The organism is Litoreibacter sp. (genome assembly GCF_039974535.1).
Classification (GTDB): Bacteria; Pseudomonadota; Alphaproteobacteria; order Rhodobacterales; family Rhodobacteraceae; genus Litoreibacter.
This window is the reverse complement of record NZ_JBDWIU010000014.1, coordinates 1-20,566: the sequence shown is the minus strand read 5'-3', so window position 1 is coordinate 20,566 and position 20,566 is coordinate 1. Positions and strand designations below refer to the sequence as shown.

22 protein-coding genes and 1 tRNA gene are annotated in these 20,566 nt (G+C 54.9%); 14 read left to right on the top strand and 9 right to left on the bottom strand.

Annotated elements, in window-relative coordinates:
* Positions 1 to 259 precede the first annotated feature (259 nt).
* Positions 260 to 649: a hypothetical protein gene (locus ABJN86_RS16090; RefSeq protein WP_348367760.1), complete on the bottom strand. Its 390-nt coding sequence runs from the start codon at positions 647 to 649 to the stop codon at positions 260 to 262.
* A gap of 90 nt (positions 650 to 739) precedes the next feature.
* Here ABJN86_RS16090 and hemF point away from each other — a divergent pair, with 90 nt between their 5' ends.
* A complete protein-coding gene (hemF, locus tag ABJN86_RS16085; protein WP_348367759.1) occupies positions 740 to 1,630 on the top strand; it encodes an oxygen-dependent coproporphyrinogen oxidase in 891 nt (296 codons plus the stop codon).
* Position 1,631: 1 nt separating this feature from the next.
* On the opposite strand, the gene ABJN86_RS16080 is transcribed toward hemF, so the two are convergent.
* Both ABJN86_RS16080 and hemE read right to left on the bottom strand, forming a co-directional pair.
* Complete coding sequence (locus ABJN86_RS16080) at positions 1,632 to 3,029, bottom strand: mechanosensitive ion channel family protein (protein ID WP_348367758.1); 1,398 nt, start codon at positions 3,027 to 3,029, stop codon at positions 1,632 to 1,634.
* Between the two features lie 57 nt (positions 3,030 to 3,086).
* Positions 3,087 to 4,127, bottom strand: a complete 1,041-nt coding sequence (gene hemE, locus ABJN86_RS16075) for a uroporphyrinogen decarboxylase (protein ID WP_348367757.1) — start codon at positions 4,125 to 4,127, stop codon at positions 3,087 to 3,089.
* Between the two features lie 100 nt (positions 4,128 to 4,227).
* Between hemE and hemC the strand changes: the two genes are divergently transcribed.
* Both hemC and ABJN86_RS16065 read left to right on the top strand, forming a co-directional pair.
* The gene (gene hemC, locus ABJN86_RS16070; RefSeq protein WP_348367756.1) at positions 4,228 to 5,175 is read left to right on the top strand and encodes a hydroxymethylbilane synthase; all 948 of its coding nucleotides are present in this window, start codon (positions 4,228 to 4,230) and stop codon (positions 5,173 to 5,175) included.
* Positions 5,176 to 5,398: 223 nt separating this feature from the next.
* Complete coding sequence (locus ABJN86_RS16065) at positions 5,399 to 5,839, top strand: hypothetical protein (RefSeq protein WP_348367755.1); 441 nt, start codon at positions 5,399 to 5,401, stop codon at positions 5,837 to 5,839.
* Positions 5,840 to 6,021: 182 nt separating this feature from the next.
* Here ABJN86_RS16065 and ykgO read toward each other — a convergent pair whose 3' ends face one another.
* Positions 6,022 to 6,147 carry a type B 50S ribosomal protein L36 gene (gene ykgO, locus ABJN86_RS16060; protein WP_009828855.1) on the bottom strand — a complete coding sequence of 42 codons (126 nt, stop codon included), beginning with the start codon at positions 6,145 to 6,147 and terminating at the stop codon, positions 6,022 to 6,024.
* 57 nt (positions 6,148 to 6,204) lie between these two features.
* Positions 6,205 to 6,279: transfer RNA gene (locus ABJN86_RS16055), tRNA-Val, on the bottom strand.
* Positions 6,280 to 6,429: 150 nt separating this feature from the next.
* Here ABJN86_RS16055 and ABJN86_RS16050 point away from each other — a divergent pair.
* Positions 6,430 to 7,290 (top strand): N-formylglutamate amidohydrolase, encoded by an 861-nt coding sequence (locus ABJN86_RS16050; protein ID WP_348367754.1) that lies wholly within the window; start codon positions 6,430 to 6,432, stop codon positions 7,288 to 7,290.
* A 1-nt stretch (position 7,291) separates the two neighbouring features.
* Here the strand turns inward: ABJN86_RS16050 and ABJN86_RS16045 are convergent, their stop codons facing one another.
* Entirely contained in the window at positions 7,292 to 8,542 is a 1,251-nt protein-coding gene (locus ABJN86_RS16045; RefSeq protein ID WP_348367753.1) for a DNA polymerase IV, read from the bottom strand.
* Positions 8,543 to 8,597: 55 nt separating this feature from the next.
* Between ABJN86_RS16045 and ABJN86_RS16040 the strand changes: the two genes are divergently transcribed.
* From ABJN86_RS16040 to ABJN86_RS16025, 4 genes are all read left to right on the top strand, one after another.
* The gene (locus tag ABJN86_RS16040; RefSeq protein WP_348367752.1) at positions 8,598 to 9,008 is read left to right on the top strand and encodes an NUDIX hydrolase; all 411 of its coding nucleotides are present in this window, start codon (positions 8,598 to 8,600) and stop codon (positions 9,006 to 9,008) included.
* A gap of 90 nt (positions 9,009 to 9,098) precedes the next feature.
* A complete protein-coding gene (locus ABJN86_RS16035) occupies positions 9,099 to 9,986 on the top strand; it encodes an SPFH domain-containing protein (protein WP_348367751.1) in 888 nt (295 codons plus the stop codon).
* A complete protein-coding gene (locus tag ABJN86_RS16030; protein WP_348367750.1) occupies positions 9,986 to 10,285 on the top strand; it encodes a hypothetical protein in 300 nt (99 codons plus the stop codon). Before ABJN86_RS16035 ends, ABJN86_RS16030 begins: the two co-directional genes overlap by 1 nt.
* A gap of 275 nt (positions 10,286 to 10,560) precedes the next feature.
* Positions 10,561 to 10,848 carry a hypothetical protein gene (locus ABJN86_RS16025; protein ID WP_348367749.1) on the top strand — a complete coding sequence of 96 codons (288 nt, stop codon included), beginning with the start codon at positions 10,561 to 10,563 and terminating at the stop codon, positions 10,846 to 10,848.
* A 65-nt stretch (positions 10,849 to 10,913) separates the two neighbouring features.
* Here the strand turns inward: ABJN86_RS16025 and pyrF are convergent, their stop codons facing one another.
* Together pyrF and ABJN86_RS16015 are read right to left on the bottom strand one after the other, a co-directional pair.
* Positions 10,914 to 11,603 (bottom strand): orotidine-5'-phosphate decarboxylase, encoded by a 690-nt coding sequence (gene pyrF / locus ABJN86_RS16020; protein ID WP_348367748.1) that lies wholly within the window; start codon positions 11,601 to 11,603, stop codon positions 10,914 to 10,916.
* A gap of 57 nt (positions 11,604 to 11,660) precedes the next feature.
* Positions 11,661 to 11,975, bottom strand: a complete 315-nt coding sequence (locus ABJN86_RS16015) for a hypothetical protein (RefSeq protein ID WP_348367747.1) — start codon at positions 11,973 to 11,975, stop codon at positions 11,661 to 11,663.
* 220 nt (positions 11,976 to 12,195) lie between these two features.
* Between ABJN86_RS16015 and clpB the strand changes: the two genes are divergently transcribed.
* The 5 genes from clpB (at position 12,196) to ABJN86_RS15990 (ending at position 18,736) form a co-directional block, all read left to right on the top strand.
* Complete coding sequence (gene clpB, locus ABJN86_RS16010) at positions 12,196 to 14,811, top strand: ATP-dependent chaperone ClpB (protein ID WP_348367746.1); 2,616 nt, start codon at positions 12,196 to 12,198, stop codon at positions 14,809 to 14,811.
* Positions 14,812 to 14,875: 64 nt separating this feature from the next.
* The gene (locus ABJN86_RS16005; RefSeq protein ID WP_348367745.1) at positions 14,876 to 15,082 is read left to right on the top strand and encodes a hypothetical protein; all 207 of its coding nucleotides are present in this window, start codon (positions 14,876 to 14,878) and stop codon (positions 15,080 to 15,082) included.
* 75 nt (positions 15,083 to 15,157) lie between these two features.
* Entirely contained in the window at positions 15,158 to 16,645 is a 1,488-nt protein-coding gene (locus ABJN86_RS16000; RefSeq protein ID WP_348367744.1) for an FMN-binding glutamate synthase family protein, read from the top strand.
* A 525-nt stretch (positions 16,646 to 17,170) separates the two neighbouring features.
* Positions 17,171 to 18,082: a protein-methionine-sulfoxide reductase catalytic subunit MsrP gene (gene msrP, locus ABJN86_RS15995; protein WP_348367743.1), complete on the top strand. Its 912-nt coding sequence runs from the start codon at positions 17,171 to 17,173 to the stop codon at positions 18,080 to 18,082.
* A gap of 12 nt (positions 18,083 to 18,094) precedes the next feature.
* Positions 18,095 to 18,736 carry a protein-methionine-sulfoxide reductase heme-binding subunit MsrQ gene (locus tag ABJN86_RS15990; RefSeq protein ID WP_348367742.1) on the top strand — a complete coding sequence of 214 codons (642 nt, stop codon included), beginning with the start codon at positions 18,095 to 18,097 and terminating at the stop codon, positions 18,734 to 18,736.
* Positions 18,737 to 18,740: 4 nt separating this feature from the next.
* Here ABJN86_RS15990 and ABJN86_RS15985 read toward each other — a convergent pair whose 3' ends face one another.
* Positions 18,741 to 19,259, bottom strand: a complete 519-nt coding sequence (locus tag ABJN86_RS15985; RefSeq protein ID WP_348367741.1) for a LuxR C-terminal-related transcriptional regulator — start codon at positions 19,257 to 19,259, stop codon at positions 18,741 to 18,743.
* Between the two features lie 160 nt (positions 19,260 to 19,419).
* Here ABJN86_RS15985 and ABJN86_RS15980 point away from each other — a divergent pair, with 160 nt between their 5' ends.
* The gene (locus ABJN86_RS15980) at positions 19,420 to 20,199 is read left to right on the top strand and encodes a MipA/OmpV family protein (protein WP_348367740.1); all 780 of its coding nucleotides are present in this window, start codon (positions 19,420 to 19,422) and stop codon (positions 20,197 to 20,199) included.
* Positions 20,200 to 20,566: the final 367 nt, after the last annotated feature.

The window sequence follows — 20,566 nt, the reverse complement described above, 5'->3', positions numbered from 1 at the left end:
ACGAGAATAACCAGTCCGAAGCGGACTGCGTTTAAAAGACGTAAAACCACGACGTCTGCCCATTTTTGCCTCGGGAATGACGTTGCATTCCCATTTATATTTTTTCAGCCGATCATCGACCTTTGAACAACGCATAGCATAATGGTTGGAATCCGAAAACAGTTTAGTTTTAGACGGCTTAACAGGTGTCGTTGAAGTGCCTCAACCATATCTAGTGGTGGACGACTTCTGGAGTACAAGATGGTCGAAAGGCGCGGAATTATGCGCTTGGAGGGTGCTGCAGTTCACATTTTTGTTCCTGCAACCGGCTTGAACGCTTCAATTCCATTTCTTTTTGTTGGAGCGATATAAGTTTGCGTTTCTCTTGATCTAAATCAACGGCAACCGGCGTCTTGGTTGTTACGGGGTGAGAGTAATTGCAAAAGTTAAACCGGCTGTCATGGCCGATCCCTGTTCCGATGCAAAAGTTGGTGTAAATCACCGTGCGCGTTTCTGTTTGCACAGCGTAGCCACGATCGATTGTGGCCTTCGTGTCTTCAATTAGGGCCTGCACGATTCGTAGGTCTTTAACCGCGCTTTGCTTGCATGTCTCGAGTGGGGTGGCGCAAGCGGCCAATAACATTAACGAGGGTACCAATAGCTTTTTCATGATGCGATATTACTCCGGCTGCGGCGCTAGGGGACGTGACACTTGTCTTCCTCAAGTGTTAGCACAGCGTAAATTAAATAGGACAATCCCGTGACTGACGATTTCGATATCAAAAAAGCCCAAGCCTCTGCATGGTTCCGCAGCCTGCGCGATGACATCGTTGCCGCATTCGAGGGGCTGGAGGAGACCCACACGAAAGGCCCATTTGCGGATCAACCAGCGGGAGAGTTTGAGGTGACGGAAACCACACGCAACTCGGAGGATGGATCAGATGCTGGCGGTGGCTTGATGAGCGTTATGCGCGGCGGGCGCGTGTTCGAGAAGGTCGGTGTGAACACCTCAACCGTTTACGGCACTTTGGGCGAGCGGGCGCAAAAGGCCATGGCGGCGCGTGGTGTTCCGGGCATGGATGCCGATCCACGGTTTTGGGCCTCGGGGATTAGCCTTGTGGCGCATATGCAAAACCCGCAGACGCCTGCAGTTCACATGAACACGCGAATGTTCTGGACCCCTAATGCGTGGTGGTTTGGCGGTGGCTCGGACTTGAACCCTTGCATCGAGCGGGATGAAGACACAGGTTTCTTCCATGATGTGCTCAAGGAATATTGCGACAAGCATGACGCCGAATACTATCCACGCTTCAAGAAATGGGCGGATGAATATTTCTATATTCCACACCGCCACCGTGCGCGTGGGGTTGGCGGAATATTCTATGACGACCTGAACACAGGCGACTGGGACGCAGACTTTGCGTTCACGCAAGACGTAGGGCGCGCCTTCCTTCCCGCCTTTGTGGGGGTCACCGAGAAGCGGCGCAATGAGCCATGGAGCGACGCCGATAAAGAGGCGCAATTGGTGCATCGCGGTCTCTATGCGGAGTATAACCTCGTCTATGACCGTGGGACCAAATTTGGTCTAGAAACGGGCCACGACGCCAATGCGGTTCTGATGAGCCTGCCACCATTGGCGAAGTGGACGTAGGTTAGGCCTTATCTGACAAGAGGTCGGGTTCGCCGTCCTCTGTGATGGCCTCGGCCGCGATTTCAGCGATCTCGTCCTGCTCATTGCCCAAGTTTCCTTCGGCTTGCGAGGAGGTCGAGGCAGATTCGTCCACACTGGCAGCCTCGCGCGCACTTTCGCCAATCTCTTGGCTGGCGAGTTTCTGCGCTCGTTCTTCGGCCTTCCCATCGAGTTGCAGAACCGGCACGCCCTGCGGGAAGATCACCTCACGCGCGTCATCGGGCATGGAGACGCCATGCTCCGTCAGTGCTTTCTTAACCAAACGCAACAACGCGGATTTTACCTTGAGCATTGAGTAGGAGTGCGCGTCGACCCAGAAGTACGCTTTGACGTTCACAGTGGAGCTGCCGAGGCTGTCGACCAAGATCATCGGGGCGGGTTCTGACAGAACCGCCTCATGTCCGTTGACGACCTCCAGAATGATATCCTGCGCCCGTGCTACGGACACGTCGTATCCCACGCCCACCTCCAGCGTGTTCCGACGATTTGCTGAAGCGGAGTAGTTGACGATCGTGTTCTTAAAGACCGCAGCATTTGGGATCTGGATGTGGTTCCCTTCCGAGCTGAGCAACACGGTGGAGCGTGTGTTCATCGACAATACGGTGCCGCCGATGCCTGTGACCTCAATATATTCGCCGGCACGGAAGGGGCGCCGGATGGACAAGAGCAGGGAGGCGAGGAAATTTTCCGCAATGTCGCGGAAGGCGAAACCAACCACGATGCCTAAAACCCCTGCGCCACCTACGAGGGAGACCGCGATCTGCGTGAGACCCGCGACTTGAAGGACGACGAAAAGCCCAAGCAGGAAGATTGGCAATGCAATCGCGCGGGCAACGATGTCGCGTAAAAATGGCGAGGCGATGCCGCCAAGGAACCAGCGCCGCAATCCTTTTGCAGCCAAAGACGACAACCACCATGTGAAGGGTAAAATGACGATGGCCAGCAAAATGAGGGGCAGGGATGTGATCAGACGGCTGCCCAAACTCTTGATCTCGGCAAGGGCGGGGGCGAAGGACCAATTGGCTTCTTGAATGACTTGGATGCGGTTGACCACTGCGACCACATCTTGGGTCTTGGAGGCTAAGTCGCGCGCCCAAGCTTTATGATCGTCGCTATTGGTGCGCCCGTCGAGGAAAACGATGCCGTCTTTTACCTCGACCCGAGAGAATTTGTACCATCCGGTGGAGCGCATGATCTCCACCACCCGCTGTGCGATTTCCTCGTCGCGCGCGACTGGTTCAACCGAGACGGCTTGTGCGGGGGCGGTTACCTCGTCCTCTGTTGTCGCGGCCTCTTGGGCCAGCGTTGGAAGGGATAGGGCGAATACAGCGCAAAGCGCGAATAGGATACGGGTCAACATGCCCCGACATTATCGGGGCATGAGGTCTAAGTTCCAGTGAAAAGAGAGTGAATTCCCTTATGCGGTCGTTTCACGCACGGTATCGATCATGAGTTGCACATTTGCAGGGTCCGCATCAGGTGTGATGCCGTGGCCGAGGTTGAAGATGTGCGGGCCGCCTTTGAACGCCTTGACGATGGCACGGGTCTCATCGACCAGATCTTGACCGCCGGTGACCATATGGCGCGAGGCAAGGTTGCCTTGGACGCAGCCGTCTACCTGTACGTTCGCAGCGCCCCAATCGGCGGAGACCGAATTGTCCAACGCCACGCAATCCGCGCCAGTTGCCTTGGCGAAACCGATATAATTGTCGCCTGCTTCACGTGGGAAGGCGATGATCGGGGTGTTTGGGTGGCGGGCCTTCAGGGCCGTGATGATCTTTTTGGCGGGCTCTAGGGAGTATTTCTGGAACGCATCGCCTTTCAGTGACCCTGCCCAGCTGTCGAAGAGTTTCACGACCTCGGCGCCTGCCTCGATCTGCATGGAGAGATATTCGATGGTGGAGGCGGTGATCAAGTCAATCAACGCGTCAAATGTTGCGGGGTCTTCAACGCGGAGCTTATGGGCAGGTGCCTGATCTGGCGTGCCTTGGCCCGCGATCATATAGGTGGCGACGGTCCAAGGCGCGCCTGCGAAGCCGATCAATGTGGTTTCTTTGGGCAGCTCGGACGCGAGGTTGCGCACGGTTTGGTACACTGGGGCCAAGTGGTCATGCACGTCGGACGCGCCTTTGAGTTTGGCGAAGTCACTTGCGGTGGTGACCGTGGACAGACGAGGGCCTTCGCCGGTGACAAACCACAGGTCCGCGCCCAAGGCTTGGGGCAGCAGCAAGATATCGGCAAACAGGATCGCCGCATCAAAGCCATAGCGGCGGATGGGCTGCAATGTGACCTCGGTGGCCAATTCAGGATTGTAGCAAAGGGACAGGAAATCACCGGCTTGGGCGCGGGTGGCCTTATATTCCGGTAGGTAGCGGCCAGCCTGACGCATCATCCAGATGGGCGGCGTATCCAGCGTCTCGCCTGCCAATGCACGCATGATTTTCTTTTGCTCGGCCATCGCCACACTCCTTATGTTGCGACCTCTTGTCCGCGCTGAGCCGTGCAAATGTCAAGGCGACAGCTTGTCAGGATATTGTGACCCATTTATGCAGGCGGTTATGGCATTGAACCTACCCACCCCGACCTCACCCTTGCGGATTGGCACCCGTGGATCGCCCCTTGCACTGGCGCAGGCTTATGAGACGCGCGCGCGGCTGATGAAGGCGTTTGATTTGCCCGAGGCGGCGTTTGAAGTTGTGGTGATCAAAACCACGGGTGACGCGATCTTGGACCGCCCTTTGAAAGAGATCGGCGGCAAGGGTTTGTTCACCCGTGAGATTGAGGATGACCTGCTAGAGGGCAAGATCGACATTGCGGTGCATTCGATGAAAGACATGCCGGTGGAGCAGCCTTCGGGTTTGCTGCTGGACACCTACCTGCCGCGCGAAGATGTGCGTGATGCGTTTGTATCGATGACGGCAAAAGGGATTGCGGAGCTGGCGCAAGGAGAGACGGTTGGGACGTCATCCCTACGCCGCCGTGCGCAATTGTTGCACCGCCGCCCCGACCTGAATGTGGTGGAATTCCGTGGCAATGTGCAAACGCGACTGAAGAAACTGGATGCGGGGGTGGCGACATGCACCTTCCTTGCGATGGCGGGCTTGAACCGTTTGGCGATGGACGATGTGCCAGCAACGGGGATTGATACGGACGAGATGCTGCCTGCGGTGGCGCAAGGCGCTATCGGGATTGAGCGGCGCGGCGACGACGCACGTGTGGCGGAGATGCTGGGGGCGATTCACGATGTGCCAACAGGCCAGCGACTGGCATGCGAGCGGGCCTATCTGGCGCAATTGGACGGGTCTTGCGAGACACCGATTGCGGGGCTGGCCGAGTTGGACGGAAGTACGGTGAAATTTCGTGCGGAGATTCTTCGCCCCGATGGGTCGGAAGCATTGAGTGACGCTGAAACGTCTTCAATCGAGGATGCCGCAGAAATGGGGCGCGCTGTAGCGGACCGGTTGACTGCCCGCGCGCCGAAGAACTTCTTTGATTGGCGGAGTTGAGGAGCCAGGAGGTGTTGGGATGCGGGCTTTGAGCCATGTTTGACCGATGCTGCTAAGTGTTTAGTAGTAGCTATCCTGAGCCAAACAGCTTGGACTTAGCTTGCGCTAAAGCAATTGGTTAACCATAGCAGATGGTCGACAGTGGTGACTGTCTAACTTGTGAGTTACGAAAATCCTCATCCTTAGCTACGGTGCGACTTAACCGTTTTTTTAGGAGGTTATCATGCGTTTCATTCTCATTTGCGCCGCATTGGCCAGCTTCCCGCACACCCCCCTTTGGGCGCAAAGTTTCACCTGTTCGATTAAACCCTCAGGTGGCTATAGCGGCGTGACCCCTCGGCGAATGGTGTTAAATTTTGACACAGCTACGCGGCAAGTTGCCATTAGCGACGACGTGGCTGCGAAAGTAGGCCTCAGCGGCCATGCTGGTACACTTAAGCGAGTGGTTGGCGATGAACTGCTGTTCAATTGGAAAATCAAAGGCGTGCCAAACAAGCTCAAGCCTTCGAACGATCGCGCATCACTGGGACGAAAGGTTTTCTACTCTGGGCGATTGAACCAACGCACTGGCGCGATCCGGGTCACGGGTAATTTTGCGACCATCGGGTCAGGGGCCAGTTCCGGTCAAAACATGCGCGGTAGAGGGCAATGTCAGCCCAGTTGACTTTGAAAAGCTGGATCCCACCCCTGAGTGTAAATCCGGCGATCAGTTGAAGCCACACCGCACAGTGGACATTGGGCCTCGATCCCATCAAGTTGTCTCCCCCAACGAAAAAGGCCGCCCCCGAAGGAGCGGCCTTTTGGTTTTTAGCAAAACACCGAAGCGCTCTAGCTTAGCCCTAAGGATTAACCTTGGCGGGCTTTAAAGCGAGGCTGGGTTTTGTTGATCACGTAAACGCGGCCCTTGCGGCGCACGATCCGGCAATCCCGGTGGCGCGACTTCAGGGAGCGAAGTGAGTTCTTAACCTTCATGTCTCTTCTCCTATTCGTCCAGCGCGGCGGGGCGCCTTCAATTAAAATCCGTTCAGATGGTGCGCACTACTGGGATCGAACCAGTGACCACTTCGATGTCAACGAAGTGCTCTACCGCTGAGCTAAGCGCGCATCTGACCTACAAGTTTCGACCGTTTCTCACAGCAAAGGAGCTGCAGCCGAAGCACATTGGTCCGCGCTCTATAGAAGGAGTCGGAATGTGGTTCAAGGGCTTTTGAAGTGCCATGTTTTACCTCTATACTCTTTGCAACAGGAGTAGGCATGAAGAACGACGCCTTTAGATTGACGCTGCCAGAGGTGCAGACCAGTTGCATGGTCTTTGCCAGCCCTCACAGCGGCCGCTTGTATCCACGCGAATTCTTGCGCCGATCTGTCCTTGATGAAGTGCAAATTCGCTCCTCTGAGGATGCTTTTGTTGACCGTTTAGTCGAATCCGCCCCAAATTTCGGTGTTCCGTTCCTAGCGGCGCAGATGCCCCGGGCCTACCTCGATCTGAACCGTGCGCATGACGAAATGGACCCTGCAGTCGTACAAGGTATTCGCAAACCCGCTCACAACCCACGAATTGCTTCGGGCTTGGGCGTGATTCCCCGCGTCGTTGCCAATGGACGGTCGATTTATTCGGGAAAGCTGACTTTGTCGGAAGCGGAGGCTCGCGTAGATAAATATTGGCACCCCTATCACCAACAATTGACCCACCTAATGGCGCAGACAAAGTCTACATTTGGCCGAGCAGTATTGGTGGACTTCCATTCCATGCCACATGAGGCGGTGATGTCTATGACGCGGGCAGGTCCAGCGAGGCCAGAGGTTGTGTTGGGGGACCGTTTCGGCGCGGCAGCTGATGGCGACATCGTCGAGCGGATCGAGACTATTTTCCTGGAAGCGGGTTTGCGGGTTAGCCGAAACACGCCGTTTGCGGGGGCTTATATCACCCAAGCTTACGGGCGGCCCTCGCGCGGGCACCATGCGGTGCAGGTGGAGATTGATCGATCTCTCTATATGAACGAGCAGCATATCCGCCCCAACGGGAACTTTGAGAGTTTCCGCAGGCTGATGACGGATGTGATCGACCAGATTGCGGACATTGGCCGTCAAGAAATACCTCTCGCGGCGGAATAACCTAGCGTAAGGCGCGCCCCTTCTTAATCGCGTCACGGCCAAATTTTTCTCGGATCTTGTCGGTTGCGCGCTCCGCATCGGTGCGTTTGGCGGCATCCGGATCAAGTAAGTCCGGCGTGCGATCCGCGTCGTCTTCGGGTCTGAGGTCGGATATGCCGACACCGATAAGGCGATATGGCCCTTCGTCGACGTTAGCCATCAAGTCGCGCGCGGTGCGGTAGATGCGGTCGGCCAACTGGGTCGGGTCGCTCAGAGATAGGCGCCGAGTGACAAGTTTGAACTTCGCCGTCTTGAGCTTCAAGGTTACCACGCGACCAGAAATTTGCTTCGCTTTTGCGCGGTCGGCAACCTGTTCAGACAAGCGCCAAATATGTCCGTCCAGCAAGTCCGCATTCGCGGTGTCTTCGTTAAAGGTCGTTTCTTTGGAGACACTTTTGATCGGCTCATGTGCCGATATTTTTCGGAAGTCCTGACCGCGGGCAAGATGCCAGAGGCGTTCCCCCATGGAGCCGAAGCGAACATGTAGATCTTGGCGGTCCCAACGTAGCAGATCGGCGAAAGTGCGAATGCCCGCTTTCTCTAGGTTCTCGCGCCCGACGGCCCCAACACCCCAAATCATCGACACAGGGCGATCGCGTAGAAAGTCGTCGGTTTCCGCTTTGCCAATCACCGAGAACCCGCGTGGTTTGTCCAGATCGGACGCGACTTTAGCGAGGAACTTATTGTGACTAAGCCCAATGGAGCCACTGATGCCGATTTCGGCCTCCATCCGGTTGACCAAGCGTGCCAACATGACGGCAGGGGGGGCATGGTGCAGCTTTTCGGTGCCGGTTAGGTCAAGGAACGCTTCATCCAATGATAAAGGCTCAATGGCGGGGGTGAGTTCTTGCATCATTGCGCGGATTTCGCGCGAGATGTCGGAGTAGACGTCCATGCGGGGAGGCAGGATTTCCGCCTCTGGGCACAGCTTCAAGGCTTGAAACATCGGCATGGCGGAGCGCACACCCTTGATGCGGGCGATATAACAGGCGGTGGATACCACCCCGCGTCGCCCGCCACCTATAATCAAGGGCCTGTCGCGCAGGGCAGGATTGTCGCGTTTCTCAACCGAGGCGTAGAAAGCATCACAATCCATGTGGGCGATGGAGAGGTCGAACAATTCGGGATGAGACATGACCCTAGGGGAGCCGCAGTCAGGGCAGCGGGCACCGGTATCATATTGATGAAGACATGTGCGGCAAAGCGACGGCATAGTTACGTGATACGCCAGTGGGGTGCAGGCGGCAACTTCATGCGAAAGGTAAGGTATGGATTTTCACGGGGCGAAGGTCGCGGTTTTCATAGGGGATCAGCTTTTGATCGCCTTGCGTGATGACTTTGCTCATATTCCCTACCCCAACCGCTGGGATTTCGCGGGTGGAGGACGGGAGCCGGATGAAAGCCCAGAGCAATGCGTGTTGCGGGAGCTTTATGAAGAGTTCGGCCTGACTTTGACCGCAGATCAGCTGCTGGGCAAAACCGGATATGAAACGCAGATGCCTAGGGGCACGGCGTACTTCTTTGCAGCGCATCTGCCCTCAGGGTCAGAGCGCGGCATCCGCTTTGGTGATGAGGGGCAGAGATGGGCGTTAACGTCACCCACTGAGTACGTGACAAGAGAGGATGCGATCCCGCACTTGCAGCGTCGTCTTCAGGTGTATCTGGAAAGACTCGGGTAGGGTGTATAGATCGAAGTCGGACGCTTAGCCCTTTAAAATCAGGCTTTTCAACCCCATATACATTCCAGAACAATAAGAGGGATTTTTTGGATGGAAGAAATTATTTTAGGATTTTTGGGGAACAACGCGATCTTTTTGCTGTTGTTTGTGTTTCTGGTTGTCATCGTCATTGCGGGCGTGCGGATCGTTCCGCAAAGCGAAAAACATGTTGTAGAACGCTTTGGTCGCCTGCGCTCGGTGCTTGGGCCTGGCATTAACTTCATCGTGCCGTTTCTGGATCGCGTGGCGCATAAAATCTCCATTTTGGAGCGCCAGCTTCCGACCAACCGTCAAGACGCTATTACATCGGACAACGTGCTGGTGCAGGTGGAAAGCAGTGTCTTCTACCGCATCATCGAGCCGGAGAAGACGGTTTACCGTATCCGCGACATTGATGCGGCGATTACCACAACTGTTGTTGGTATCGTACGCTCTGAGTTGGGTACGCTGGAATTGGACCAAGTTCAGTCGAACCGTGGTCAATTGATCGAACGCATCCAAGGCTCGCTTGAGAAAGTCGTGGACGATTGGGGCATCGAAGTGACCCGCGCCGAGATTTTGGACGTGAACCTAGATGACGCGACCCGTGCGGCGATGATGCAGCAACTGAACGCGGAACGTGCACGTCGTGCGCAAGTGACTGAGGCTGAAGGCTCCAAGAGATCGGTTGAGTTGAATGCGGATGCTGAGCTGTACGCAGCAGAGCAATCCGCCAAGGCCCGCCGGATTGAGGCTGAAGCAGAGGCTTACGCGACCCAAGTTGTCGCCGTAGCAATTAAGGAAAATGGCGTAGAAGCGGCGCAATACCAAGTTGCGCTGAAGCAGGTCGAGGCTTTGTCCGAAGTGGCACAAGGGTCTGGCAAGCAAACCGTCTTGTTGCCGTCCGCTGCGTTGGACGCGTTCGGCGATGCGTTCAAACTTCTTAAAGGGAGGACTTAATGGAACAACTCATTTTGTGGAATCAATACTGGGTCTGGTTTACCTTGGCTTTGGTCTTGGGGGTGCTTGAAGTCTTAATGCCGGGTTATATCTTGCTGGGCTTTGCATTGGCCGCGGGCTTGATTGGCCTCGTATTCGCAGTGGGTGTCGGACCGGCTGAGGCGATGATGAACTCCTTGCCTGTCACCTTGTCGGTGTTTGGCGGAGCGTCCTTACTGGTTTGGTTGGGATTGCGTCACTACTTTGGTCGCCGCGAAGGGCAGGTTAAAGTTTGGGATAAAGACATCAACGACAACTGATTCTTTAGCAACCTGAAGCGAGAATGAAGAACCCGTGCCAGTGGCGCGGGTTTTTACGTTTCAGGACGGGGTTTCTGTCGCTGCTTAGGGATGAATTTACCAAGTCTGAAGGCCTTGTGATCTGTTGATCAGATTCGCACTAATTGTGTGCAATTACGCACCAAACTTCCAATATTATATCCTTTACGTGCATTGAAGCCGGCTTTGATGACGCCTAAATTGGGATCATCAAACGGCAACACGCCGATACACACAAACAGAATAGAGACCACAAAATGAAAACTGTAATCGCAACTCTCATCGCCTTGTCTGCCACTGCTCCAGCATTCGCAGACGTATCAACTGCACAAGCATTCTTTGCTTTGGACAACAATTCCGCCGCCGAGCGCGTTGTTGGTGCGACGTCGCATGGTGACGTAAACGCGTCTTTGTTGTCGGGTGTTTCTGCAAACGAAAGCTCTGCCGAGCAACATGTCGCAATTGGCGGCAACGACGTTAGCCGCAACATTCACGCATTCTTCGCGCTGGGCAACGACTCCGCGGCTGAGCGTTTTGTAAACTAAACTCCCAAAAGTCTATTCCCCCTGAGACTGAAACTGCCCCCCTCTGTGAAGAGGGGGGCATTTTTTTATGGCAGTTCGTTTAGGATTGCTTGAGCGGCGTCGCGCGGGTTCGGAGATTGCCAAATTGGGCGCCCCACCACGATATGGTCGGCGCCGTCTCCGATTGCGCTGGCAGGGGTGGCGACGCGTTTTTGGTCGCCAAGTGCCGCACCCGATGGGCGAACGCCCGGTGTCACGATCAAGCGGCCGGCGGCTTCTGGAAGTGCGCGGATCATTGCGGCCTCTTGTGGGGAAGAAATCACCCCATCGGCTCCAGCTTCAAGCGCCTTTGCTGCACGCTCCAAGGTGATGTCGTGAATGTCGCCTGCCTTGATGCAACCATCGTCCAGATCAGCGCGGTCCAATGAGGTCAGCACGGTAACCCCAAGGATTTTCATGTTTGATCCAGAGGCACCTTCTTTAGCAGCGCGCACAACATGTGGGTCACCATGAACGGTTAGAAAATCATGACCGAACTGAGCAAGACCGCGCACGGCAGCCTCGACGGTTGCGCCGATGTCGAAGAGCTTCATATCAAGGAAGATGCGTTTGTCGTGCTCGTCTTTGAGCTCGTTCGCGAGGGCTAGGCCCCCGCCTGTCAGCATACCAAGGCCGATTTTATAAAAACCAACACTGTCGCCAAGGCGCTGGGACAATTCCATCCCCGCGAGGGCGTTGGGGAGGTCAATTGCAACAATCAAACGGTCATCAGACATGGGCACGGGCCTTTGCAGCTAGGATTTTACCCTAGCTGCCTGTCTGATGTCCGGCCGTCAAGCCGCGCTGGGCAAATCCGTGAGGCCCAAAGCGTCTTTATATTGACGGATCATGTCATTGAGGTGGACCAAACGCCCCGCTTTTTGTGCCGGAGTGCGTGACATCAGCTTGGTCCGCCCTTTGGCGCGATGAGCCTTTGCGCGTCCGACTAGAACTTTGGACACGGCTTCGAATTCGGTGGTGATTGGCAAAGGAGCTGAGATCGGGACCTTGCGAGTCTCGTGCCCCTCATGAAAGACAACTAGCGCTTCGAAGCTTTTCGTAGCCGCGTTGTAGTTCAGGTTCTGCACTTCTGTTTGATAACTGCTCATTGTTACCTCCTTTTCACTACATGTAACGTAGGTGCTCATGGCTTCCGTCGCCAATCAGGAAAGATAACAAGGCGGTGAATCATTGTAATACAGAGTTTTTGGCGTCGTAGACCTTGAGCAAATCATGGTCGGGCCCCATCTAGACTGTAAGGTTTGTCAAAACATGGTGCCGCCTAGCGGGCCATACTCAGGCAAAGGCTTATTGAAAGGAACGTACTCCATGGATTTGGAAAAATTCACTGAACGCGCACGTGGTTTCATCCAAGCTGCGCAAACGATTGCAATGCGTGAGGATCACCAGCGCCTTGCACCGGAACATCTACTAAAGGCGATAATGGACGACGAGCAGGGGCTTGCGTCCAACCTGATCACCGCCGCGGGCGGAGCGCCTGCGCGTGTGAAAGAAGGCATCGAATTAGCTGTTGGTAAAATCCCTAAGGTCACCGGCTCCGGCGGGCAGGTTTACATGGACAGCCAAACCGGAAAAGTTCTGGCTGAGGCCGAGAAACTGGCCAAAAAGGCCGGCGATAGCTTTGTTCCCGTAGAACGCATGCTTTGCGCCTTGGCGATGGTGAAAAGCGGCGCAAAGGACGCTTTGGATGCAGGGGCGGTGTCAGCGCAAAAGCTAAACGCTGCGATTAACGATATTCGCAAGGGTCGCACGGCTGACAGTGCCAACGCCGAAGAGGGCTACGATGCGTTGAAGAAATACGCGCGGGATCTGACGGAAGCGGCGAGCGAGGGCAAAATCGATCCGATCATTGGCCGCGACGAAGAAATCCGCCGCACGATGCAGGTTTTGTCTCGCCGCACCAAAAACAACCCCGTTTTGATTGGGGAACCGGGCGTGGGTAAGACCGCGATAGCCGAAGGCTTGGCCCTGCGCATCGTCAATGGCGATGTGCCTGAAAGCCTGCGCAACAAGCAGCTGATGTCATTGGACATGGGGGCGCTGATTGCGGGCGCTAAATATCGCGGTGAATTTGAGGAACGTTTGAAGGCGATTTTGTCGGAAGTGACGTCTGCGGCTGGTGAGATCATCTTGTTCATTGACGAGATGCATACATTGGTTGGTGCAGGGGCGGGCGAAGGCTCCATGGATGCATCCAACCTGCTGAAACCTGCTTTGGCGCGGGGCGAATTGCACTGCGTCGGTGCAACGACCTTGGACGAATACCGCAAGCACGTGGAAAAAGACGCGGCCCTTGCGCGGCGCTTCCAACCCGTAGTGGTGGCCGAACCAACGGTTGAGGACACGGTGTCGATCCTACGCGGCATCAAAGAAAAGTATGAACTGCATCACGGTGTTCGCATTTCCGACAGCGCCTTGGTCGCGGCCGCCCAGCTTTCGCACCGCTATATCACCGACCGCTTCTTGCCCGATAAAGCCATCGATCTAATGGATGAGGCTGCGTCGCGGTTGCGTATGGAGGTTGATAGCAAACCTGAAGAGCTGGACGCGTTGGATCGACAGACCCTGCAGTTGCAGATTGAAGCAGCCGCGCTGGAGAAAGAAGACGATGCGGCCTCAGTGGACCGGTTGGCTGATCTGCAAAAAGAACTGGCTGAGTTGCAGGAGCGATCCTCCGAGATGACGGCTGCTTGGCAGGCGGAGCGCGACAAGCTGGAAGGGGCGCGGGACCTGAAAGAAAAACTGGACCGCGCGCGGGCCGAGTTGGACATTGCCAAGCGCGATGGCAACCTCGCCAAAGCGGGGGAGTTGTCTTACGGCGTGATCCCCGAGCTGGAGAAAGCGTTGGCTGAAGCGGAAAGCGCTGAGGAAACGCAGATGGTCGAAGAGGCCGTGCGCCCCGAGCAAATCGCCAGCGTGGTTGAGCGTTGGACCGGCATCCCGACCTCCAAGATGTTGGAGGGCGAGCGCGAGAAGCTTCTGCGTATGGAAGACGAACTTGGCCAACGTGTGATTGGGCAACGCAAGGCCGTGCGTGCCGTGTCCAACGCGGTGCGTCGTGCGCGTGCCGGATTGAACGACGAGAACCGCCCCCTTGGCAGCTTCTTGTTCCTTGGGCCAACAGGTGTGGGGAAGACCGAGTTGACGAAAGCCGTGGCTGAGTTTTTGTTCGACGACGACAGCGCGATGGTGCGTATCGACATGTCGGAGTTCATGGAGAAGCACGCGGTGGCGCGTCTGATTGGGGCCCCTCCGGGTTATGTCGGATATGACGAGGGCGGCGTGCTGACCGAAGCTGTGCGGCGCAAGCCCTATCAGGTTGTGTTGTTCGACGAAGTCGAGAAGGCGCACCCTGATGTGTTCAACGTGCTGTTGCAGGTGCTGGATGATGGCGTGCTGACCGATGGCCAAGGCCGAACGGTGGACTTCAAGCAAACGCTGATCATCCTGACCTCCAACTTAGGAGCGCAGGCGTTAAGCCAGCTTCCCGACGGTGCCGATGCGGCTGATGCCAAACGCGATGTAATGGATGCGGTGCGGGCCCACTTCAGGCCCGAGTTCCTTAATCGATTGGACGAGACGGTAATCTTTGACCGCCTTGGCCGCGAGGACATGGACGCGATTGTGGACATACAGCTGATGCGTTTGGAAAAACGCTTGGTTGGTCGCAAGATTGGGCTGTCCTTGGACGAGGATGCCAAGCAGTGGCTGGCGGACGAAGGCTATGACCCAGTGTTTGGCGCACGACCACTCAAGCGCGCAATCCAGCGGGCGTTGCAGGATCCGTTGGCCGAGATGATCTTGGCGGGCGAAGTCTCAGACGGCTCCGAGGTGGAGATAAGCGTAGGTCCTGACGGGTTGTTGGTTGGCGGGCGTGTTAGTGCCTCCAACAGGCCTAAGCCGGACGACGCGGTAGTCCATTAATTAGAGAGGGCGCCTTCGGGCGCCCTTTTCGTGACGTCTCAGTACTTTTGGAGCGCTTAGCTATGTGACCTTGGTGGTAGTGGGCGCTAGCGTTCCAATCCCTGTTTGGCAGGTCGCCGTGGCGGTATTCGTGCTGGCGCGGATAGGCCAGCTTTGGGGGCGCAAGGTTGAGGGCAAGCCGTTGTTGTTCCTGAAAGTTATTCAATGCCTACTGATCGGTTCCGCTTGGTTGTTGAGTTTTATCTACCGCTGCCTGTGGTTTCCGGCTTAAACTTCACAAAGCTGTTATTTGCGCCTCTGAACTGGAGGCACGATGGTGCGCGAAGCAACAAAATTGGGAGCGAATATGATGATGTTTGATTGGGCGGGCTGGATAATTGAGATAATGGCGTTAGCCTTTATTCTCGTCATCGGCGTCGTTGCGCTACTTATAGTCGTCATGTTTGTGATCGACCGAACCCAAACAGGAGACGCAATTCGGCGAAATTATCCTGTACTCGGCCGCTTTCGCCACATTTTCACTGAACTAGGCGAGTTTTTCCGCCAGTATTTTTTCGCGATGGACCGAGAAGAGCTACCGTTCAACCGTGCGCAGCGCGATTGGGTTAAGCGCTCCATTAGCGGAGAAGGCAACACCGTGGCCTTTGGCTCCACTCGTAATGTGGCCGTGGCGGGGACGCCCTTGTTTGTGAATTCGGCTTTCCCACCGCTCGATGATCAATTCGCAAAGTCGGAACCGTTGGTCATCGGTTCCTCGGCGCGTCACCCCTTCGAGGCTCAGTCGTTCTTCAATCTATCTGGGATGTCTTATGGCGCGATCTCCGCGCCAGCGGTTACGGCATTGTCGCGAGGCTCCAAAGAAGCGGGCATTTGGATGAATACGGGCGAGGGCGGGTTGAGCCCTTACCACCTTGAAGGTGGCGCTGACATCGTGTTCCAAATCGGGACTGCAAAGAATGGCGTTCGCCATAAGGACGGCAGACTCAACGATGAGAAGCTGAAAGAGGTGGCCGCACATCCTCAAGTGAAGATGTTCGAGCTGAAGCTTGCGCAGGGCGCGAAGCCAGGCAAAGGCGGTATTCTTCCTGGTGCGAAGGTCACGGCTGAGATCGCCACAATTCGTGGTATCGATGTAGGTCAGGACAGCATCTCGCCTAACCGCCATGTTGATATTTCCAACTTCAACGAATTGCTGGATATGATTGCGCACGTCCGCGAAGTCACGGGTAAACCTGTCGGTATCAAGACTGTCTACGGGTCCGAGGCCCCTCTGCGCGAATTGCTGGAGCTGATCTTGGAACGCGATGTCGCCCCTGATTTTATCACCTTGGATGGTGGCGAAGGAGGCACGGGTGCGGCTCCACTGCCTTTGATGGATTTGATGGGGGTCACTATCAGAGAGGCTCTACCGGAATTGGCGAACCTGCTGCGTGAATACGGTTTGAAGGACCGAATTAGGTTGATCGCATCTGGAAAGCTTATGGTGCCGGGTGATGTTGCGTGGGCATTGGCGGCGGGGGCGGATTTCGTGACCTCTGCTCGTGGCTTCATGTTTAGCTTGGGCTGCATTCAGGCGCTCAAATGTAACAAGAACACCTGCCCAACGGGTATCACGACCCACGACCCGCGCTTCCAAAAAGGTTTGGTGCCTGAGGACAAGTACAAGAAGGTGGCGCGTTACGCTCAAAGCATCGTGAAAGAGGTGGAGCTGATTGCTCACTCCGTTGGTGTGCCTGAGCCACGACAACTGCGTCGCCAACACGTCCGGTTGGTGCAAGACTCTGGGAAGTCGATACCAATGGATGTTTTGTATCCGGTGAAAGACGCAAGCTAAACTACAAGACGCCGCCCCCGCCTATATTCTCTATTGGCGGGGGCCGGCCGGCGACGTCAAAATTGGAATCAGTGGGCTACAGTGTTGGGTGCCTGCGATGTTTGAGCCGGTAAAAGTTGGGATTGAACGTTCAGGCTTCCGCTCAAATTCAAGATGAAACCCAAACCGCAGAGACGCACGAGCACATCACGAAGCTTGCACCTGATCAATCTGAGATCGTGGTTGTTGGGACTTTGAGGTGCAACACCAACTAATTGTATCGCGATGCTCAGATAAACCTAAATTACTTGATTCAAAGAGCTTTATTGCTATGCGCCTCTATTGGCAGTGCGCTAGGCCTAGTCATATTGGTGCGTGCGAAAGTGGATACGGTTCTCTCGCTGCCGATAGTTTAAGCTCTGTCTAGTTCGGATAATCACTATTTGCTGACATTTACCCAACACTTTCGTGAGCAGACCCTATTTGATTTTGTTCTGCCTTTTGCCTAGGCCATAAAGGAACACGAAAAAGCGAGGACGCTACAATATGGCCAACCGGTTCAAATCTAACCTGACATGGGGCGATGTTACGCCTGAAAACGTATTCATGAACCGACGAGCCTTTTTGGCTGGCGCGTCTGCTATGGCAGCGACGGGTATCGCTGGCCCATCTCTTGCGTCGCAGTATTCGATTGAGGACGAACCCAATGCTTGGGACGAAATCACGCAGTACAATAACTTCTATGAATTTGGCACAGGTAAATCCGACCCAGCTGAGTATGCCTCCGCGCTGACCACAGATCCTTGGGAAGTGGAAATCGGTGGTCTCGTCGAAAAACCAGGTACCTACTCGTTCAAGGACATCATGGCAGCTATGACGGTCGAAGAGCGGATCTACCGGTTCCGCTGCGTTGAGGCTTGGTCGATGGTCATTCCATGGAACGGTTTTGAGCTCGCCGATTTGTTGAACATGGCGGGTATACAATCAGGCGCGAAATACGTGGCGTTCGAGACCCTGCATCGCCCAGAAGAGATGTGGGGCCAAAATCGTGGTTTTGTTCCTTGGCCTTACCGCGAGGGTCTGCGCCTGGACGAAGCTATGCACCCGCTGACCATCATGGCGACCGGAATTTACGGTAAGACCATTCCAAACCAAAACGGAGCGCCAATGCGCTTGGTTGTTCCGTGGAAGTATGGCTTTAAGTCGATCAAGTCGATTGTGAAGATCACGTTGACTGATACCCAGCCTGAAACCAGCTGGAACATGATCAACGCACCAGAGTATGGCTTCTACAGCAACGTGAATCCAGAGGTGGATCACCCGCGTTGGTCACAAGCATCGGAGCGGAAGGTCGGTGGCGGACTTTTGGCCAAGCGGATACCGACGTTGATGTTTAACGGATACGAGAAAGAAGTCTCTAGTCTCTACGAAGGCATGGACCTAGCCAAAAACTTCTAATAAGCAACGGTTATGTCTCATCCGCTAACACCTTCAGAACGGGTTAATGCCCTTCTGCGCCCCGTGCCGACATGGCTCATCTATATATTAGGTGCGTTACCTGGCCTCTACATCGTCATCGGCATCTCGCTGGCATTGACCGGCATTTATGATGTGTTCGGAAGCAGGCTTGGTATTGATCCTGCCCGCACGATTGAGCATTGGCTGGGCGAACTGGCGCTGCAGTTCTTTATCGCGACGATGTCGATCTCTATTCTAAGGGATCGGTTCCGCCTAAAGCTGATAAAGTTTCGCAGGCCGCTCGGCTTGCTCACCTTCTTCTACGTCGTGTTGCACCTTGGAGTTTGGATTGGTCTCGATATCCAGATGCGTTGGGGCGAGGCATGGTCCGATATTATGAAGCGGCCCTTTATTACAATTGGCATGGTTAGCTTGGTAATCATGATTCCAATGGCGATCACATCCAACAACGCAATGATCCGGCGCTTGGGACCTAAGACGTGGCAACGCATTCATAAACTAGCCTACCCTGCGATCCTACTTGGCGGCCTGCACTATGTAATGGTGCAGAAGGTTTGGGAAACCGAACCGCTTATCTATCTCGGCGCTATCATTGTGCTGCTTGCCCTTCGGTGGAAGCGCTTGATGTTTTGAGTTGCTAAATTCCGCTTGGCAGCAAAAGATCTTCCAGGAAGAATGCAGATAAACCTGCGCGTCCATGCATGCCGGACTTGCTATAGATCGACGTGGCCTGCTGGCGGGCTGTTCGCTCTGAGATACTGCGATACTCTGCCACCTCTTTCAACGAAAACCCCTTTAGCAATAAGAGTGCGACGTCTTTTTCGGCCGCTGTTAGTTCCCAATGGTCGAATTGAGTGTCGATGATTATACCCAACCCTTCCAGATGCTTTTGCGCGATCTGAGAGAGACGGCGCATGTCTGCCATCTGACGTTTGGCAATCTTTTTGAGGCTGCGCTTTCGGCGGGTTAGAGTAAGGGGCTGAAACAGCCATACATATCCTAAGATCGATGCCGTCATGCCAAAATCGATGACGTCCCAAATAAGTACCGAGTATAGGCCCGCCTCGTTGAAGTCCTCAATAAGGTCATAGGCCGAGAAGGCGCATAGGATGATCAAGGCGATGGTCACAATCGTGCGTTCGCGTGGCAACAGCATGAAAACTCCTTTTGAGGGTATACTGCTCTTAATAGCCATCAGTGTCATAGGTCATTTGCCGGATAGTCTGTTCAGGACTCGTTTATAGGAGGTATGGCGCATGTGCGCCGATCCGGCCTGTGGTTGTTCCTTTGTTAGTTCATGCAAAGGAGTAACAGCGATGAATAGAACAATACTGATCACCACGGTCGTGGTCGTCATAAACCCGCAATTATCCGTAGCCGAAGAAGCGGAAGTTGGTTGGTCTTATCAGATAGTCGTGGGTGTCGAGCGTGAGGCGGCTTACACTGGTTCGGATGTCTACGTTACCGAAGCGGGCGGTTTAGCGAAGGCTACCTATACTGCACAGAACGGAACGGAATGGAGCGTGGGCTTGGATGGCCTCGGCGTGATGTTCCGCCTGCCCAAGGATTATGAAGTAGAGCTTACTCTTGAGTATGAGGAGGGGCGCGACAATTCTGATGACCCGATACTGTCGGGATTCCCCGAAGTGCAGAACACGGTGGAGTTGCAAGGAGTGCTTACCAAGGAGTTCGGCGCCTATTCAGTTGGTGTGGGGGTGCAGACCGATATTCTCAACAGGGGGAAAGGAGCCGTTGCCTTTGTCGGCGTAGGTTACGAAACCCAACTTACAGATCGGTTGGGGTTGTCGCTGGGCGCTGACGTGAGTTTTGCCAACTCAGAACACATGATGACAGAGGTTGGCGTATCTCGTGCAACCGCTACTGCCACGGGTGTCGCGGCTTATACTCCTTCTGGTGGATATAAAGGGGCAACGATTGAAGTTGGGCTGGCATATGCTTTGACGGAACGAAGCACTGTCTACTTACAAGCTAGTGTAGAACGCTACGGGTCCAACATGTCTGATAGCCCTCTTATACAAACGCATGGCAGCCGAACGAATACAGATGTTGGTCTAGGAATTGGCTTCGCATTCTAGCTTTGCTGCGATCTTCGGCCTCCTAGGGACACTAGGGGGCCTGCCTCCTTCCTTTCTATACCGGCTTGCCGACTCGTTTCATCGTTGAGTCGCGTTGTTGTTTCGTGATTCACGGGTTGGATTCCCTAGATTTGGTGGTTTGGCTGTGGATAACCTCTAATTGGGTGCGGTTTGCTTCTGTTTGGGGTTTCTGCGTTGCGGAATGGCTGGTTTGGAAAAGAGAAGATTTAAGCGTTAAGTCTTTGTTTTTATGGGGATTGAGTGCGGTGCAGCAAAAAACTTTGGCTTTCTTGAAAAAAGGTGTTGCGGGCACGGGGCAGTAGGCCTAGAACCCACTTCACCGGCAGCGAGACACGCTACGCCGGGG